The following is a 19,077-nucleotide window of genomic DNA, read 5'->3' on the forward strand; positions in this document are numbered from 1 at the left end:
GTCCAGCACACCGGAATAAAATCGTGTACCTTCCCTCAACCGGTTGCCACCAGGCTTTGGCGAGGGAAGCGTTGCTGACAGAGCAAATAATGGCGGATGAGCTTGAGCAAAGCTTGTTTTTATGGCGCTGTACCCAGCCCACTATTGTGTTTCCCGCAGGCCGGAAATGGATAATGAATGAGCAGTTATCAAAATGGCTCACTTCCCGTGACTGGCAATATGTTTCCAGAAAAACCGGCGGTTCGCCTGTACCACAAACCGCAGGCATGATTAACATTTCTCATCTGTATCTGTGGCCGGAAAACACCGATTTCTCAATTAAAAAGGCCTATCTGAAACTTACTGCTGCATTACAACTTTTTATGCAGGGACTGAACATAGAAACAGAGTGTCATGCTACACACGGCGCTTATTGTGACGGTGATTACAACATAAACATTAAGGGGCAGAAAGTTGCCGGCACAGCACTAAGACTCATGGTCAGGAATGACGGCCGGAAAGTGGTCCTGGCCCATGCCTGCATTCTTGTTGATGATGTAATTGAGCAAATTGTTGAGCCTGTTAATGTATGCAACAAACTCAACGGTATGCCGGCTGACATCTCAGAATCAGCACATACAAGCCTGAATACCCACCTCACCACAGTGCAAACTGCAGAGTCGCTGTTTCCCCGAATTACACAGGCATTTATGTAATCCGGAGAATACGCAAAAGATGACTACCAGTCATTTTTATTCGTTTACCTAAGCCTCACAGGCAGTACAAAGCTGCTTCTGGTTAAGCAATTGAGCAGCATTCATACTGTGCTGGTAATACAATGATTTAAGCCCTAACTTCCATGCATCTATGTACAACGCGTTGATTTCTTTTACCGGCGTATCGGGATGAATGATGATGTTCAGTGACTGGCCCTGATCAATATACGTCTGTCTGGCTGCGGCCTGATGAATAATGGTCATTTGGTTAATTTCGGGATACGTCTTAAACACCTCTTTTTCTGTATCAGAAAGAAACGGCAAGTGCTGTACAGAACCATCTCTGTCGCGAATACTGCGCCATATTTCTATTTTGTTTTGACCTTTTTCCTCAAGCAAACTGAGCAAGAAAGGGTTTTTAATTGTGGTCTTAATTTTCTGGATGTCTTTAACGTAACAGTTAGACCATATAGGTTCGATGCCCTGAGACACCTGGCCAAGAATAAAGGCCGACGATGTGGTTGGCGCAATGGCCATAGTGGTCGTGTTGCGGCGGCCATAGCCCCTCAACACTTCGGGTTCACCAAATTCCTGCGCTAATTGCTCCGACGCAGCATAAGACCGCTGCTGAATAAGCTTGAAGATTTCCACGTTCAATTTAGCGGCTTCACGGCTTTCGAAGCTCAGCATTTTTGATTGCAACAATGAATGCCAGCCCAATACCCCTAACCCTATTGCACGATGTCTCTGAGCAAAGTTGTACGCACGCTCCATAAACATAAAGGTTTTTGCATCGTCCCGGGCGGAAGAATGTTTGTACTGCTCCAGTTTGGTAATAAATTCCGTCATCACGGCGTCGAGGAAATACGTCAAAGTTTCTACCGCATCCGTGTGTTGCCACTCGTCATAGTGCAATAAATTTAACGATGACAAACAACAGACAAAAGACTCATCTTCCGCGCTTGGAAGCATGATTTCAGTACACAGGTTACTGGCGTAAATACGGCGATGCTGTTGCTTGTATACGTCCACCGTCTGGTTATTCGCATTATTTTCAAACAGGATGTACGGATACCCGATTTCGCCTCTCACTTGTATTAACTTAGCCCAAATTGTACGTTTGTCCTGGTCTCCGTCTATCATGGCCTGTAACCATGCATCGCCCACCGTAACGCCATGGGTAAGTTTCTGGATCGGATTGCCTTCTAATCCAATTTCAAGAAACTCGGCAATATCGGGGTGACTAATGGGCAAATAAGGCGAAAAATTACCACGGCGCGTAGCGCCCTGACTCACCACGTCAACAATAGTGTCGAACAGCTGCATGAAATGCACGGCTCCCGACGATACGCCATTATTTTTTATCGCCGCACCCCGGGGGCGAAGTGCACCAAAATACCCGGACGTGCCGCCCCCCATTTTAGACATCATGCCTACTTCCGACTGGGTATAAAGAATTTCGCCCATATCGTCACCAAGGTAGGAGCCAAAACAACTAATGGGCAAGCCGCGATCTTTGCCGAAGTTCGACCATACTGGTGATGCCAGTGAGAAATATCCACGCTGCATATAACGGTAAAATTTATCTGCAAACCCGCTAATCCCGTTAATTTTTTCAGCGTTTTCTGCGATTTCACGAATGCGCTTTTCCGGCGTGGTATCCTCTGTCAAGTAACCCGCTTGTAAGTACTTTCTGCTATTTTCCGTTAACCATTTCATTGCCATCTGCTCCCTAAAATAAATCGTCGCTGGTTACGCTCTTGCTGCGTTTGTTGTAATTGATCGAGCGCTTGTTAAAGAAATCACCATGCTTAGTGCCAATAATTTCATCATCAAACCATTCAGACTCCCTGAGCAGGGCCTCATCAACCGAAAATACCGGTGGAATATCAATGCTTTTAAGTGAGCGGTTAAAACGGTCCTGAATGAAGTTAAGCACCACGGCTTTGGGTAGAAACGTCAGTTCTCCCTGCTGGAAAATCCAATCAACGACTTTCTCTTCGGAGCGATAAGCCTGTCGACACTGCTCTTGCACCATGGCCCCATGGCGGCTGTCGAACCAGGCAGGATTTTCACGTTTGATAATCTTGATGATCTCGATACCAAAATTGCCGTGGATTTGTTCTTCTTTGGACGTCGCCTCGACAACATTAGAAATGCCTTTGAACTGAGCGCGAAACTTATTGAACGCCATAATGATCAGAAACTGAGAAAACAGCGACACGTGCTCAATAAACAAAGAGAACAACAGCACAGCTTCGGCGTAATCTTTGTTGTTATCACTTTTCGCGTGACGCACCGCCGATTCCAGATACTGCACACGCTCGTTAATCACCGGGTTTTCCTGTAAACGTTCAAACTCTTCGTTCAGGCCCAGTATTTCAAGTAAGTGTGAATAAGCATCATGGTGTCTGACTTCACTTTCAGCAAACGTTGCGCCTACCGAGCCAATTTCTGGTTTAGGTAATTTACCGTGTAAATTGCCCCAAAACGTTTTAACTGCCACTTCAATTTGTGAAATCGCCAACATAGTATTTTTTACTGCATTGCGTTCACTGTCAGAGATCCCGACCTTGAAATCTTGTATGTCAGAGGTGTAGTTAAATTCGGTATGCAACCAATACGAGTGGCGAATAGCATCTGAATATTCAAGGAGCTCAGGATATTCGTAGGGCTTGAGGTTAATGCGCTTGCTAAAAATATCGCGTTTGCGCATTTTTGCGTGTTCGTTACGATACAGAATGTAGGCTTTTGCCGCTTGTGTGAACTCACTCTTCATCAGTGCTTCTTCAACAATATTTTGCACACCTTCAATAGAAGGTACATAGCGCCGGTCAATTGCTTTGATTTGTTCGAGTTGCTCAACCACCTGTTTTGAAATTATCTGCGCCTGTTCTCTGGTTCCACTTTGCGTGGCCAGCATCGCCCTCTCGATAGCACGGGTTATCTTGGACGGGTTAAAATTCTCTATTTGTTCATCACGTTTTTGTATATATGAAATCATTGTTTTTCCTTGAGCCAAGTCCATGAGCACTATATGTAGTGACTTCAGACATATCAACACACCACATATAGATAAAACATAAGCATTTGAAAACAAATGCAATTTAAATGGAAATCATTATCATTTAGATTTAAATGTAGTGGAATCTGACGATTAACCAAAAATATAATGGACTGATGTGTACCGAATTGATCGCTTTATCAGGTAAACAAGCCGTTCCTGATTTGATGAAAACGTTGCGTCATTTGATATTTTGCCCCGCAGGGATTTTGTATCTTTTCTGTCATTCAATAGTAATTACAAAGACAGGATAAACAAATTATGCACTCCCCCCGCACCTATTTATTGTTAGCAGCAAATGCAGCGATAAGCGCACCGGGCGTTGTGTCAGTTGCGGCTGAATTACCCGATAACGACACGTTCGAGACCATCGTTGTAACCTCCCGCCTTTGGGAAGAGTCACCAGCCGCGATACCGCTGAGCGTAGATACGATCGATGTGGATACAAGAATAGCAAGCCTTGATCGCCTGGATCAGACAACCACTAACATCAAAATAGAAGATTCATCTGTTCAGACACGGGTAGCCATTCGTGGCGTACTGGGTTATGACTCCAGTCTGCAACAACCAGTAGGCTACTACCTGGATGACATTGCACTTCCTCTTGGTGGTAGCCAGTTACCGGCATTGTTTAATATTAAACCTGTAGAGATTTATAAAGGACCTTTCGGGGCTTTATATGGCCGCCATGCTGAAGGCGGCGTGGTAAAAGTAACCAGCCTGTCACCGGATTGGCAAACCACCGGCAACCTTGATTTTACGACCGGAGTCACAGACGGTGCCAATGGCTATAAACCCGCCACTGCTGTAGCCGTTACGGCCAGTACACCGCTTTTAACCGATGTTGTTGCCGCTTCTGCGGGTTTACGCTTCGAGAAAACAGACGGTACGCAACTGAACCTTTATGACGACTCCGAAGAGAAAGGCCATATAAAAAATCTGACAGCCAATGTCGCATTCGATGCCCGTTTATCCCCTGACACGCTGATAGCCTGGAGAAGCCATTTGTCTCACAAAGATTCCGGTAAAGCGGGACTACGTTATCTGACCGGAGAGCAGGCAACTCCAAGGTTCACAATAAACTACAACTCAGACACTTTTGATGAAAAAGACTCAGATATCCATTCATTAAAAATCACTCATGCACGGGGAGAACTCACCTTTACGTCAATATCCGGTTATACACGCTACTTCAATGACTTTCAGGTTGATCTGGACTTAGCAGCTTTCCCTGTTCCGGAGACACTAATGAACCTTGATGATGAAATGTTCTCTCAGGAATTCAGGGTATCCGGTGATCAGGCAGCAGCAATCCGTTGGTTAGCCGGATTCTACTACTTTGAAGAAAATACTGACGTAGATTTCACCATTGGCGGCTCTGCTCTGTTGGCAAGAGCGCAAAGAATTACACGGATTGATCAGAGCGGCTATGCCATATTTGGTCAGCTGGACTGGGAGATCAACGATAAGCTGACCCTTGGTGTGGGTGCCCGGCAAGAGCAAATTAACAAGGATGGTAGCCAGCATTATTCGGGGCTTAGCACCTCTGACTATCAACAAGATACAGACAGTAGTGTGTTTCTGCCTAGGGCAAGTTTGCGCTACGCATTTAATGACCAACAGCAAATGTACTTTTCTTTGGCCAGCGGTTATCTGCCCGGAGGTTATAACCACACATTCGCACAGAATGCGTTGTCATTTACCTTTGCCAGAGAAACCAGCACGGGCTTTGAGTTAGGTTACAAAGCCAACTTACTGGATAATTCCCTTGAGCTTGCAGCAGCACTATTTAATACACAAACCAAAGACAAGCAAATTGTCGATTTACAGCCTGGCTTTGTCACTGCCATTTCCAACGCGGCAAAAGCCACAACCTCAGGCATAGAAATTAATGCCGGCTACACATTTAATGAATCATTGCGTGGTTTTATTAGCCTGGGAACGATGGATGCAAGTGCCGGTGAATACACGGTAAATGTATTTAACGGTTCAGGATTTGTTGAAAACGATCTGTCGGGAAACAGTTTGCCCATGGCCCCTGAGTACACCTGGTCGACAGGTCTGTACTACACAGGAAAAGACAACGCCGGCGGATGGTTTGGCAGTGTCATTGCTTCCGGTAGCAGCAAGTATTACTTCGACTCCAACAATGTTCTGGAGCAACCTTCCTATACCATTCTGGATGCCACTATTGGCTATCAATTCAATGCTTTTTCCGTCTCACTGATAGCAGACAACTTAACCGACGAAACTATTTTCAGCCGTTCAGTGCTTACCAATAGCGGTATCGTGGCAGAGGACACAAGAGCACGGTATTACGGTATTAATTTCTCAGCAAACTGGTAGCCAAAAATGAACAACAATCCACAGAAAAAGTTATTCGATTTATTGCATGGCGGCGCTTGTTGGGCTGCATTCAGTGCAGCTCTCCATTCAGCACTTTTTGATGAACTGCATCATCCTGTTTCGGCTGCAGAAATTGCCCGAAAAAAGCACTGGAGTACCGACCCAACAGCAGGATTACTGGATTCACTGACAGCTTTAACACTACTGTGCAAACATGAGCAAAACTATCACCTGGCACCAGCCATGGCAGAGCTGTTAAATTGTAATAGCCCGAACACTCTGCTTCCCACACTGGTGCATATGGGGAATATCAGAATTAAGAGTGGTGAAGCAGTTATTAAACTTCTTGAATCACAAACGGTAAAACCAGTTGCCGGTACATTTAAAGATGAAACGTTTTGGGAGCGGGCAACACAAAATCTCCATGCGTTCCACAAAAGTACCAGCGGAAGTTACTACGCTGAACTCATCGCATCTCTTCCTGAATGGCAACACGCCAATACAATTCTGGATATAGGTGCGGGTTCAGCTTGTCTGGCGGGCCTGCTACACGCAATGCGCCCGGCACTTGAGTATCACATATTTGATTTACCCGGGGTCATAGACCAACTGAAACGGATGCCGGAGATCGCCGGGAACCCGGGGCTGAAGCTGCATGCCGGAGATTACAATAAAGCTACATTACCTGCAGGGTTCGATATTACCTTCGCCAGCATGTCATTGTACTACTCAGATGATTTGCCAGGCCTGATGACGCAGATCCGCAATGGCCTCAACAAGGGCGGTATTTTTGTGTGCGCTCATGAAGGTCTTACCCACCAGCGCACACAACCTGCCTACCATGTAGTTGGGCGGCTGATACCCGCCATTTCCGGTAACAATGTCTCTCTTCAACAAGGCACTCTGGCAAAGGCAATGTTAAGCGCCGGGTTTTCCCGGGTACACAGCCGCACCATAACTTCACCTTTTGGTCCCCTCGATCTTGATATTGGCTATTGCTGATCAGGAATGGAAAATAATGAAAAAAATGAGTCTGCTGTATCTCGCATTGGTATTGAATGGCGCAGGCCATGCCTACTTCGCTATCAGTATCGCGGCAACCGGCCGCCTGCTGAACATTGCTGATTTAAATATAGGCCTGTTGCTTTCTATACCCGCCTTATTACTGATGTTTACAGCCCCTGTTTGGGGAAGAGCTTGCGATCATTTTGGCCGCAAACAGGTGATCACCACAGGCTTAATATCTTCTGCCATCGGCATGATAGCAATCGCCTCTTTGCTTAGCATTGCAACCATGCTAACAACCACGACAATTATCATTGTATTTTTTTCAATCAGAATATTACATGCTGCTCTCAGCGCCGGATTAAAACCGGGGATCCAGGCGACAATCTGCGATGTTACAGAGCCCCAAAGTCGTATCAGGGGCATGAGCATAATGGGTGCGTCATTCGGTACAGGAACCGTGGTTGGCGGCGCGACTGCGATGCTGACAGGCAGCGACTCCACCCTGGCAGGATTTTTAATTCTTGGTTCACTGATGCTTGTATCCTCATTACTGGTAGCGATTCAGCTACCTGAAACACGGCCCGCAACAAGTGATGCGTTGCAGCATGCTGATAACTGGCAAGCATTACTACCTTATTTGTGCGTCACCGCTATAGCGATTGCGGCATACAGCGCTTTACAACCTGTCTCTAACTGGATGTTACAGGACCAGTACAAGTTCTCCCCGGATGCGGCCACGCGCTTCACCGGTGCAATGATGATGAGTAGCATGCTGGCGATGATCGTTACCCAACTGCTTCTGGCTAAAATGTCAGTCCGCCCTGACAGAACATTTTCCTGTGGGCTGGTTATTTCCATTTTAGCACTGGCGTTTTGTAGCTTCGCTTTTGCTCCTGCCATGTTACTTTGCGCCACGACAGGTATCGGGGTTGGATTAGGTGCCTTGCTGCCGTCAAATTTAGTACTTATGACATCAGGTAATCACGGAACTCTGCAGGGCCGGGTAGCGGGGCTCAATGGCTTGAGTCAGGGGTTGGGCATGAGTGCAGGTCCACTGGTAGGTACCTTGCTATACAAGCTCGCATCACCCGCTCCCTACTTAGCGTTTTCTCTTTTATTCATTGCTACCGGCGCCCTTTTGGCGCTTGTGAGAAAACGCAAATAATTACAACTTCAGCTACCCGGGGGCCTGTTTGCTACGATAGGCCCGGGGCGTCATTCCAAACTGCATTTTAAAGAGTTGAGAAAAATGACTGCCGCTGCTGAATCCGCAACTTTGAGCAATATCCGTGACTGACAGCGTAGAGTCGTCCAGATAGCTTTTAGCCAACGACAACCGTTGCAACCGCAGCCAGTCGAAAACAGTCATTCCGTAGTGCTTTTTAAATTCTCTTGTTAATCTTGTGTGGCTCATTCCTGCAAGTTTGGCTAATTGATTAAGTCCGGGCGGATTTACCAGATTATGCAATAGCAAATCAACCACAGGTTTCAACGATTTGCTGGTTAACTGACGGGCGTTGTTTATAGGGTTTAGCCATTGTGCAATGAGCTCCAGCGCTCTGGCCTCAGCAAGCAGTCTGTCACTCACTGATGACAACTGGTTCGCAATAACGTTATCTGTCCAGATATCCGGTTTTTGCTGGATCCCCAAACGAATCATGTAATCGCCTTCTAGCTGACAACTTAGGGCGTCAGTATGATTAAAGGCATCGTGTATTCGCTTCGCAGAGTATTTAAAAACGGCCATTTTACAGCGGCTATTGGCCGGGGTTGTTCTGATTAATGTATGTTTGTTCACCCCAAACATCCATACATCACCGGCCTTAACAGTGCCGGAAATATTAGTGTCTGAAAAGCGGAAATGACTCACACCTTCTAAACCAAATATCAGCAGAATTGTAGGAAGTGAGTATTTAATGTGTGAATTATAATCCCTAACAAACAGGCAATTACTTATTGTTACGCTAATATCTCTGCAAATGTGCGCATTAACAAAATCAGCCTGTATAGCGTTTTCAAGCACAGAGTGTTTACGCCATTTACCCCGTTCATCACTTTGACAAGATATCAATTTGTCATTTATCAAACATGAGAGTTCAAGAGCCGCTTCCACTACAATTACCTCAAAAATTCGACACGCCCCAATGATAACGCTTCTCATTTACAATTAATACCACTAAAGAGGTGTACTCACCAATAGATACTGTTGATGAAAATAAAAATAACAATCAATCTCATTTCTTTGATAATGCAAAAACAACTCTGCTAACATTCCAGTTTTATTCAAACAGCTTGAAGCAATATTTTAAAACGGCAGACCAGTGGCGAACGCTAAAGACTCCAAGCAATTATCAGCAATCACATCAGAGGATGATATGAAATACTTGTCCAAAGTCAGCCTGGCTGTATCGCTTGGCCTTGCCAGCAGCACAACACTTGCACAGCTGAACAATTCACCTGAAGACAATGAAAGAGATATTGAGAATATTGTCGTCACAGGTCAAAAGCTTGCCAATTCGCTGCAAGAAACAAAGGAAAGCGTTGCGGTTTTCACCAGTGAATCCCTTGAGCGGCGTAATCTGGAGAATCTAACCGACGTCTACTTACAGACCCCCGGGGTAAGCGGTGATCAATTCGATTTTCGGATACGGGGCGTAAGAAATACTGACGGGGCCTCCCAACCTAACCGTGGTGATCTTGCCTCTGTTGTTATTGATGGCGTAACTCTGACTGGCTGGGTAAAAAACGAGGGGGTCAGTCGCCTGTGGGATGTCCAGCAAGTCGAAATATTACGTGGCCCGCAATCTACGAACCTGGGCCGCAATGCACTGGCCGGCGCAGTTGTCATCAATACTGCTGATCCTGAATTTACAAATAAAGGAGCAATACGGCTGGGCGTTGGCGAATACGGGAGAAAAGAAATTAAAGGCATGGCAAACATCAACATTGCAGATGGAATTTCCGCCGTGCGCCTTGCCGTTGAACAGAACCGGTCAGACGGATATATCAATAACATTACCCGCAATGAAGATGATTACGCTCATTCGAATAACAATGTTTACCGCCTGAAGTGGTTGTATCAGCCTTCCGACCAGTTAAAATCAGTGTTTTCTTATCAACGCATAGAAAGCGAATACGGCAGTGTTACCAGTTACCTGGTTGACGGATATACTCAGGCCGACAGGGCAACATCAGCTGACCAGGATGCTGATTTCGACACCTCTGCAGATCTTTTTTCTCTCAATATCGACTATCACTTCAATGATATTTGGTCTCTAAAAAGTATTTCCGCTTATCAAACAGGCGAACGAACCAGGCTAAACGATTCAGACCAGACACCTGCAACAACGGGATCAGGTGGTGGTATTATCCGACGATATAGTGAAGATGATAACTGGTCACAAGAGTTACGCTTTAATTATGTAAATGAAAGTGTTCGTGGAAGCTCAGGCGTATTTCTGTCATCAATCGATGCGAAACGTACCCAAAGCAACGCTATTGACTACAACTTGCCCGTGCTTTTCGACAATTTTATGCCCGGGCTGGGCGCTGTGTTAACAACAACGGCTGTACTTCCTGTGGCGCTTTATGAACCTTTTTTCCCTTCGCTATCTTCTGGCAGAACAGAGGTTGAAACGTCTACCCGTGCATTATTTACTGAATGGGAGATCGACCTGAGTGAAAGCTGGGTTGTCAGTGCAGGCCTGCGCTACGATAACGAAAAACAAGATTATCTCACGCAAAGCAGTACTGTTTCTGATTACGACTTACCGCAAATGGGCGGCCCCTTCGGCAGCGTTGACCTGGGTGGAGTGACGATTGACCAGGCAATTTTTCTCATCAACAGCCAGTTAGCCGGTCTGGTCTCTGCTGTCCCCGAGACCAGTGAAACAAAAGATTTCAGTAATCTGATGCCCCATGCAGGTATTACTTACAACTGGAATGAAGATGTATTCTCAAGCTTTTTTGTAAAGAAAAGCTATCGTTCCGGCGGCAATGAACTGACTCTTTTCAATGGCGTTAACAACTTCGATTCTGAAGAGTTATGGAATTACGAAGCATCGCTCCGGGCGGTGGTGTTAGATGGCAAAGGCGTATTTAATGCTAACGTTTACTACAGTGACTGGACCGCTCAGCAAGTAGCGGTACAGGAACCCGGTACAACAAATGCCGCCTTTACCATGACTGTGAATGCAGGGGAATCAAGCTTGTCTGGTGCAGAACTGAGCTTCACATACGACATCACAGACATCCTGAATATATACACCGGCCTCGCATTCACTCAAACAGAATACGACACGTTTGTTTCACCCGATGGCCTTGAAGACTATAGCGGAAATCGTTTTAGCTTTGCCCCGGAAAAAACAGCCGTTGTTGGCGTGAATTATTTTGACGGCAAAGGCTTTTTCTTCAATACCACTATCTCCTATACCGGTTCTTCCTATTCAGATGTGGGGAACGAGAGTGAAATGAGTAGTTATACGTTGATTAATGCAAATGGCGGCTACGAAATGGATGACATTAAGTTGGAAATATACGTACGTAATCTCACTGACAAGTTATACGTAACGAACAACAACATTTCGTCTACTGATGGTACTCAGGGTTATATACTTGGCGCCCCCCGGGAGCTGGGCGCACGTGTGACATACCGCTTTTAAACGTGACTAATTTGCCTGAGCAGGGTCAGCCTGTTCAGGCAAACATGAAATCACCAAGCCGCAAAAAAATGAAATTAATTAACAGCTTATTGCATGAAGTAGTCAACAACGCGAGTGTGTACAGCGAGGAAGCCGTTCACCATAGCCCCGGTGAACGGTGACGCAGAACCACCTTGCTTTAAAACTAACCCGGAAGGCTTATCACTGTTTCCTTACTTATTTAGGTTAGGGAAACTGCGAATAAGTCCTTCAGTTTAGGTAACAAGCGATACTTTTTGCTGGTAGCTTGAATTTTAAACGCTAAATTTTCAATTTTGGTTAATATACTGCCGTTTTAGGCCAGGTTTCGACCTAATTCCGGGCTATTCCCGGATTTCAGACAGATCTTGGCTGTCGTCGTAGCATTTGGTCTACTTTAAACAGGTTCGCCAAGGTGAATAACATGGCTAACTGTGAGTCATTTTTCATCAGTCCTTTATAACGTGCTTTGAAAAAGCCAAACTGACATTTGATAATGCGAAACGGGTGTTCAACCTTGGCCCGGATGCTGGCTTTTAAGTATTCGATGTTGATGGCAGTTTTGTTTTTGCGGGGATGCTTTTTCAGTGCTCGAACTTTTCCGGGACGCTCAGCAATTAGCCATTCAACATCCGTGTCTTTAAGTTCTTCCCGCTTTTCTGCGCCTTGATATCCGGCATCGCCAGAGATGAACTCTTCTTCGCCGTGCAGCAGGTGTTTCAACTGATTCAGGTCATGTTCGTTGGCGGCGGTGGTCACCAGCGTATGGGCCAGGCCACTCTTGGCATCCACACCAATATGGGCTTTCATGCCGAAATGCCATTCATTGCCTTTCTTGGTCTGATGCATCTCCGGAGCACGCTCATTCTTTTTATTTTTAGTAGAACTTGGCGCTTCAATAATCGTGGCATCCACCAGTGTACCCTGCGTCATCATCACACCGCTGTCCGTCAGCCATTGGTTAACCGTTTTGAATAATTTGCGAGTCAGCTTGTGTTTTTCCGGCAAGTGCCGGAAGTTCATAATGGTAGTACGGTCAGGAATGGCTTTATCCATTGACAGTTGTGCAAACTGACGTATCGAAGCAATTTCATATAACGCATCTTCCATTGCTTCATCACCAAGGCTATACCATTGCTGCATACAATGAATGCGAAACATGGTCTCAAGCGCATACGGACGGCGACCATTACCTGCTTTAGGATAAAAGGGGTCAATCACTTCCAGCAGTTGAGACCACGACAGCAGGTTATCCATTCTGGATAAGAATATCTCTTTACGGGTCTGACGGCGTTTGCTGGAAAACTCACTATCGGCAAAGGTTAACTGGTGACTCATAGACGTTTATGGCTGAGATTTACTGTACAGCTATGATCTCACATCAGGGACTTATTCGCATCTTCCCTAGTAAAACTTTCAACTTTAGCCAGTGCCATCCGGAAGGTCATTGGACAATATGGAGGCTTTGATGAAGCCGGCGTTGATGCTTACATGGACAATCTGGTCAGCGAACATCGCTATCAAAGAGATGTGTATTAGTGGTAACCTTGGTATTCTCCCGATGCCAACGGAAACCTTAATGCTGCTATCTACACTTAAACAGCCTTCTAAAAATATTATTGAGAAGTCCGGCATTTTTGTTATTCGTAAAATATAGAACCACACATGAGCGCAAACACAAACGAATGCCGCAATGAACGCAGCAGATGGGTGAAAGTGGCAACAAGTGCGGCAGTGTGTGTAGCTTCCCTGCTATGCCTGCTTAAAACAGGTGGCTGGTTTATAACCGGCTCGGCTGCCATTCTCGGTTCACTTGCCGACAGCGGTATCGACTTACTGGTTAGTGTTGCTGCCGCAGGTGTGGCTTCTTATGCCGCCCTTCAACCTGATACCAATCACAAATTCGGACACCATAAAGCAGAAGCGTTATTCGCTCTTGGTCAGGTAGCGCTGATAAGCGCTTCAGCATCGCTGGTGTTGTGGGAGTCGGTGCATCATCTTGTGGATCCGGAACCGGTTACCCGACCTGACATTGCGGTTGGCGTACTTCTGTTTTCACTGATTGCAACCATTCTGCTGGTATCATTCCAGACACTGGCATTAAAGCGTACCCGTTCATTAATCATTCAGTCTGACCGGGCTCATTACATTGGCGATATCTTTGCTATTACCGGTGCGCTGCTGGCAGTATTCATAGGCAGTTACTACGGGATTCCAAGACTGGATGCCGTGGCCGGTTTAACAATGGGATTATTTCTCACGCATTCCGCCTGGCAGGTGACAAAAATAGCCATTCCCCAACTCATGGACGAAGAGTTGCCTGAAGAAGATAAAGAAACCATAAAACAAATTCTTGAAGCCAATCCCAATGTTCTGAGCTATCACGCTTTGCGTACCCGCCGCGCCGGTGATAAGAGTTTTATACAACTCGACATTCAGCTTGATGCCGGACTGTCTTTCCGCGAAGCCCACGACATCACCGATGAAGTTGAATTGCAGATAGAAGATGCATTTACCGACGCCGACGTAATTATTCATGCTGATCCCGAGGGCGAAGCCAGACTTGAGCGCAGGGTCATCGAGGATGTAGAGAATTATCCGGCGTCCGGTTCACAGTGATCAGGAACACTTCGCGAAAATAAAAACAATTATCATTTGGTTTTATTTTAAGATAGAATTAAGCGCTTTCATACTTGCTGCCCCTGGCGACCCACGGTAGTCACTCTTCTAAAACCAAGTATAAGATTATGTTTTCACGCTTCAGAGACAGTATGACCTGGCTGCACACCTGGACAGGCCTGATATTGGGCTGGTTACTGTTCGCTGTGTTTGTTACTGGTACGCTGGCTTTCTTCCAATATGAAATAACCCGCTGGATGCAACCCGAGTTGACTCAGCCGGCCACTCCGGCCAATGCTGTCGCCAATGCTCAGGCTTTTCTGCTGAAAGAAGCTCCCGACTCACCGCGCTGGTCTATCGGCGTGCCGGGTGAACGGGACATGGTGTCCACACTCTTCTGGCGGGCCAGTGACGCCGGTCCCCGTGGTTTTAAAAGAGCAACACTGGATGGCACCGGACAGGAAGTGTCAGTCAGAGAGACCCGTGGCGGCAACTTTCTATACCGCTTCCATTTTGATCTTCATTATATGCCGGTGATCTGGGCACGGTGGCTGGTCAGCATAGCTGCCATGTGCATGTTTATAGCTCTTATCTCCGGCATTATTATTCACAAGAAAATCTTTAAGGACTTTTTCACCTTCAAATCAGGCATGGGTATGCGAAGCTGGCTGGATGCCCATACACTGACCTCCGTGCTGGCCGTGCCCTTCCATCTTATGATCACCTACACCGGCCTGGTCACCCTCATGCTGATGATTTACGCCTGGGCCATGAACACCACGTTCGGTGACAGGGGCAGTTATTTTGAGGCCGTTGAAGCCAGGCAGGCGCAACCTGCTGCCAGCGGAATCAAGGCGGAACCGGTGAATTTGCAGGCCCTGTTCGACGACGCACAGCAACGTCTGGGCGGCGCTGAAATTACCTTTATCGGCGTTGATAACCCCACAGATCAGAACGGTACCATCGAATTTATGGAAGTACCGACCAACGGGCTGATTTCTCCGTACCGCCGGCTTGTCTATTCCACTGCCACCGGGGAACTGTTGTCGACCCGCGCAGTACCCTCTGTGGCAGAGCAAACCCGCAGAACCATGATAAATCTGCATGCCGGACGCTTCGCAGACTGGCCATTGCGCTGGTTGTATTTTATCTCCGGTATCACAGGTTCGGTGATGATTGCTACCGGCCTGGTACTGTGGAGTAAAAAGCGGGAAAAGAAAGCGCCTCACAAAGGTCATCAGTGGGTACGGGTTTTAAATGCAGCAACCATTATGGGCCTGCCTTTTGCGGTGGCCAGTTTCTTTCTTGCTAACCGCGTATTACCGGAAACACTCGCTGACCGCGCGCAATCAGAAATTGACGTATTTTTTGCCGGCTGGTTCATTGTGCTGCTGATATCTTTACTGACCGGCGAACACAAGCGCTGGCGCTACTCAGCCATGCTCAACGCTGTGACTTTCCTGTTGCTGCCACTGCTCAGCGTGATAACTGTGACAAAACATATTGGTACATATCAGCTCCCGGAAGACAGTATTTTACTGGTGATGGATATCTGCCTGTTGGTGACAGGCTGTCTGTTCCTGTTGCAATGGAAAATACTGAACAGAAAACATCATGAAGCCATCGAAGTAGAGGTGGAGCACTATGCAAAATAGCCTGTTTGTCTGGCGCCTGTTGCTGGCCGTGTTCGGGAGCTTTGCACTGGTTTCGTTGCTGTCTGTGACTCTTACCGGACTGCTTTTTCAACTGGCTGAGATTGATAAAGCCGTTACATTTATCTGGTGCATGTTATTGGGCTTTATTGCCTACAGCGTGCTGGTGATATGGATTATTGCAACCCGTAAACTCCTGCGTACCAGCGCTGTTGTGCTGCTATCAAGCCTGAGTTGCTGGCTGTTTATCAGCATAGGGAGCAACCTGTGATGATGCTTTGTCTACTTGTGTGCACGGTGGCGTTTTGGTGCCTGGCAGCCGCGATGCCCCGTAACCGCAAGTTTTTGATTTCTCCGGCTTCCGTACCTCTGTCAGACAACACCCTGAAATATGCCGGATTTGTGTTTTTAACCCTCTCGCTAGTCCTCTCCTGTGAAAGCGAAGGCATTGCTGAGGGCATTGTTTACTGGTGCTACGAAATGACCGTGAGTGCGTTATTAATAGCGCTTTATATTTCAAGTAACCAACGGCGTAAGGTCCGCAGGTAACCAAATGAATAAATACGGCGTATGTCGGGTGTAGCTAAAGAAACGGTTGCCTTAACAAACGTAGTGACGCGGTGAAGCGACGCTTACCACATAAAATGATACGGGCTACGTTTTATTGATAGCATTTCAACAAGACACAGCCCGTTTTTTATTTCCGCAGCTTAATTAAAGCGATAAGACAGACTCATCATGTAATTACGTGGTTTCCCGTAACGGAACGTGCTGAACTGACCTACCTGAGTGAAGTATTCTTTATCTGTCAGGTTATCGATATTTAATTGCAGATTCAGATTGTCGCTGATGGCGTAACGCGCCATCAAATTAGTCAGCACGTACGCATCCTGCGTAAAACGATCGGCAACGCCGGCGGGGTTGGTACCCGTTGACCAGGTTTCGTTCTGCCAGTTAAATCCGCCGCCTACTGTCAGTTCAGGCAAACTTTCTACAAACTGATAAGTAGTGAAGAATTTAAACTGCTTTGTGGGATTGTCGGTGTTGATGTCATTGCCAGCGGCATCTTCAGCATCATACTGGGAATACCCTACTGTAATGTTCCAACCATCCACAGGCTGACCCACCACTTCCACTTAAAAGCCCTGACTTTCCGTTCCTTTCGCACCATAATAAGCGGTAAATTGCTCAGGCGTCGGCACAAAATCAGTATCGACCTGCGCTAAGTTGTCCTGCTGAATATTGAAAATCGCCACAGTGGTATGAATGCGGTCATCAAGGAAACTGCTTTTCAGACCAATTTCAGCACTTTCGCCCACCAGCGGATCTAACAGATTACCATTTGCGTCACGCTGGTTCTGAGGCTCAAAAATTTCTGTATAGCTGGCATAAACTCGATGATTTAGCGTGATGTCGTAAAGTGCGCCGGCGTGTGGAATGAACTCATCGTCGTTGCCATAATTAACATCACCGCTCCAGTCAAAGCCAGTGCGTTACCAGGTTGCCAAACGGGCACCCAAAATAAACTTCAGTGAATCAGTTGCTGACAAACGTGTTGCGGCATAATAGCCTCGCTGGGTAGTTCAATACTCTGAGTCTGGACCCGCTCGTCTTCCCACTCAGGTTCAGGCAATCCGGCCCACTCAAAATAGTTACCTACGTCGACAGAGTCCCATCCTCCGCTCATGTCGCCACCGATAGGATCTTGCGTAAAAGTGTCTGCCTGCTGGTCGCTGTACAGTGCGCCAAGTACGAAGTCGTGCATTTCATCAAACAGGGCAAAGTCACCACGCAATTGCACGTCGTAGCTATCCTGGCTTGATTTACCATAACTGTTGTAACGCTGTGCCCCCACACCCAGGCCGGTTTGTACATCAAGTGAACCTGACATGTACAATAAGCGGGTGTCACTTTCGTACTCAATGCGATTGTAGTTCGCGATCAGGTCCCAACCGTTTGAGAAGGTATGATTTAACGAAGCAAAATAGTTGGTATTCGTGGTGCGCCAGCGGTTCCAGTCTGCTGCGGTAGTTTTAGACCGGTCCCAGTCTGTGTGGCTGCCATCAGCAAAGAACGTAGGTATCGCCCCCCAAATAGTGCCTTTCGGATCGCTGTCCTGATAACTGACACCTGCGCGAAGCAAGGTATTCTCACCCACTTCGCCTTCTAACACACCATAGAGTACGGTTTTGTCATCTTCATAAAAGTCTACATGGGAATCACCGGAAAGATAACGTCCAACAAAACGGCCACGGATTGAACCATCGTCATTTAATCCGTTAGACACATCAGCTGTGAATCTTTGCGTGTTCCACCGACCTGCGGCCACATCAACAAAACCGGATAAATCAGTGCTGTCGGCATGCTTACGCACCAAATTAATAGAAGCCGACGGAACGCCAACCCCGGTCAGTAAACCGGTGGCACCACGAACAAATTCAATACGTTAGTAAATGGCAGTATCTGCTACGGTCTCACCCTGATTGCCGCCTAAACTCCACGATTTAGGCACGCCGTCAATTTGATAACTATCAATACGAAAACCGCGGGCGTAAAAGGAGTTACGCACGTTGTCAGTTTCTTCTGAACTCACACCAACCGCATTGTTTACAGCATCTAAAATAGCTGTGATGTTTGGGTCCATCATGCGTTCAAACGTCAAAATGGAGACTTATTGCGGTGTTTCCTGCAGGGTAAGACCTAAACCGGTTGCCGTGCTGACAGACTGGCCAATGCTGTACTTGCCGCTCACTGTAATCACTTTCAGCTCGCTGTCGTCTGCAGACTTAGCGGAGTTTTCTTGTGTTTGCGCAAAGGATAATGGATTGTGCAGCGCGAAGATAACCGCTGCTGAAATAGGAAGAAGTTTCTTTTGCATTTGAATCCTCAGGGTAAGACAAATTGACCCGCTCTTATAACCTGACGGGTTGAATGGGAGGGCGGGACTCTAGCATGGAAGAAAGTGTAATGATAACGATTGTTATTTAACTTAAATTTAAGATTTTCTAAATATT

13 protein-coding genes and 1 pseudogene are annotated in these 19,077 nt (G+C 46.7%); 9 read left to right on the plus strand and 5 right to left on the minus strand.

Annotated elements, in window-relative coordinates:
* Window positions 1–23 precede the first annotated feature (23 nt).
* Window positions 24–695 carry a lipoyl protein ligase domain-containing protein gene (locus ACXAG2_RS10085; RefSeq protein WP_474866547.1) on the plus strand — a complete coding sequence of 224 codons (672 nt, stop codon included), beginning with the start codon at window positions 24–26 and terminating at the stop codon, window positions 693–695.
* A 48-nt stretch (window positions 696–743) separates the two neighbouring features.
* On the opposite strand, the gene ACXAG2_RS10090 is transcribed toward ACXAG2_RS10085, so the two are convergent.
* Together ACXAG2_RS10090 and ACXAG2_RS10095 are read right to left on the minus strand one after the other, a co-directional pair.
* Window positions 744–2,414: a ribonucleoside-diphosphate reductase subunit alpha gene (locus tag ACXAG2_RS10090; RefSeq protein ID WP_474866550.1), complete on the minus strand. Its 1,671-nt coding sequence runs from the start codon at window positions 2,412–2,414 to the stop codon at window positions 744–746.
* Between the two features lie 13 nt (window positions 2,415–2,427).
* Entirely contained in the window at window positions 2,428–3,699 is a 1,272-nt protein-coding gene (locus tag ACXAG2_RS10095; RefSeq protein ID WP_474866554.1) for a ribonucleotide-diphosphate reductase subunit beta, read from the minus strand.
* Between the two features lie 321 nt (window positions 3,700–4,020).
* Here ACXAG2_RS10095 and ACXAG2_RS10100 point away from each other — a divergent pair, with 321 nt between their 5' ends.
* From ACXAG2_RS10100 to ACXAG2_RS10110, 3 genes are read left to right on the plus strand one after another with little or no spacing between them, the layout of a single operon-like run.
* Complete coding sequence (locus ACXAG2_RS10100) at window positions 4,021–6,105, plus strand: TonB-dependent receptor (RefSeq protein WP_474866556.1); 2,085 nt, start codon at window positions 4,021–4,023, stop codon at window positions 6,103–6,105.
* A 6-nt stretch (window positions 6,106–6,111) separates the two neighbouring features.
* Window positions 6,112–7,107 (plus strand): methyltransferase, encoded by a 996-nt coding sequence (locus ACXAG2_RS10105; protein ID WP_474866558.1) that lies wholly within the window; start codon window positions 6,112–6,114, stop codon window positions 7,105–7,107.
* A gap of 16 nt (window positions 7,108–7,123) precedes the next feature.
* Window positions 7,124–8,278, plus strand: a complete 1,155-nt coding sequence (locus tag ACXAG2_RS10110) for an MFS transporter (RefSeq protein WP_474866561.1) — start codon at window positions 7,124–7,126, stop codon at window positions 8,276–8,278.
* A 12-nt stretch (window positions 8,279–8,290) separates the two neighbouring features.
* Here the strand turns inward: ACXAG2_RS10110 and ACXAG2_RS10115 are convergent, their stop codons facing one another.
* Window positions 8,291–8,773: a helix-turn-helix domain-containing protein gene (locus ACXAG2_RS10115; protein ID WP_474866563.1), complete on the minus strand. Its 483-nt coding sequence runs from the start codon at window positions 8,771–8,773 to the stop codon at window positions 8,291–8,293.
* 661 nt (window positions 8,774–9,434) lie between these two features.
* Here ACXAG2_RS10115 and ACXAG2_RS10120 point away from each other — a divergent pair.
* Window positions 9,435–11,774 (plus strand): TonB-dependent receptor, encoded by a 2,340-nt coding sequence (locus tag ACXAG2_RS10120; protein WP_474866565.1) that lies wholly within the window; start codon window positions 9,435–9,437, stop codon window positions 11,772–11,774.
* 375 nt (window positions 11,775–12,149) lie between these two features.
* Here the strand turns inward: ACXAG2_RS10120 and ACXAG2_RS10125 are convergent, their stop codons facing one another.
* Window positions 12,150–13,130, minus strand: a complete 981-nt coding sequence (locus tag ACXAG2_RS10125) for an IS5 family transposase (protein ID WP_474866567.1) — start codon at window positions 13,128–13,130, stop codon at window positions 12,150–12,152.
* Between the two features lie 327 nt (window positions 13,131–13,457).
* Here ACXAG2_RS10125 and ACXAG2_RS10130 point away from each other — a divergent pair, with 327 nt between their 5' ends.
* The 4 genes from ACXAG2_RS10130 (at window position 13,458) to ACXAG2_RS10145 (ending at window position 16,612) form a co-directional block, all read left to right on the plus strand.
* Window positions 13,458–14,411 carry a cation diffusion facilitator family transporter gene (locus ACXAG2_RS10130; protein ID WP_474866569.1) on the plus strand — a complete coding sequence of 318 codons (954 nt, stop codon included), beginning with the start codon at window positions 13,458–13,460 and terminating at the stop codon, window positions 14,409–14,411.
* Between the two features lie 128 nt (window positions 14,412–14,539).
* On the plus strand, window positions 14,540–16,066 hold the full coding sequence (locus tag ACXAG2_RS10135) for a PepSY-associated TM helix domain-containing protein (protein ID WP_474866571.1): 1,527 nt from the start codon (window positions 14,540–14,542) through the stop codon (window positions 16,064–16,066).
* Window positions 16,056–16,334: a hypothetical protein gene (locus ACXAG2_RS10140; RefSeq protein ID WP_474866573.1), complete on the plus strand. Its 279-nt coding sequence runs from the start codon at window positions 16,056–16,058 to the stop codon at window positions 16,332–16,334. The genes ACXAG2_RS10135 and ACXAG2_RS10140 overlap by 11 nt, the downstream gene beginning before the upstream one ends.
* Window positions 16,335–16,336: 2 nt before the next feature.
* Window positions 16,337–16,612 carry a DUF3325 family protein gene (locus ACXAG2_RS10145; RefSeq protein WP_474866880.1) on the plus strand — a complete coding sequence of 92 codons (276 nt, stop codon included), beginning with the start codon at window positions 16,337–16,339 and terminating at the stop codon, window positions 16,610–16,612.
* A gap of 161 nt (window positions 16,613–16,773) precedes the next feature.
* On the opposite strand, the pseudogene ACXAG2_RS10150 reads toward ACXAG2_RS10145, so the two are convergent.
* Window positions 16,774–18,941 (minus strand): annotated as a pseudogene (locus tag ACXAG2_RS10150) (TonB-dependent siderophore receptor).
* Between the last annotated feature and the right edge of the window lie 136 nt (window positions 18,942–19,077).

The organism is Alteromonas sp. ABH4_456, from assembly GCF_056160645.1.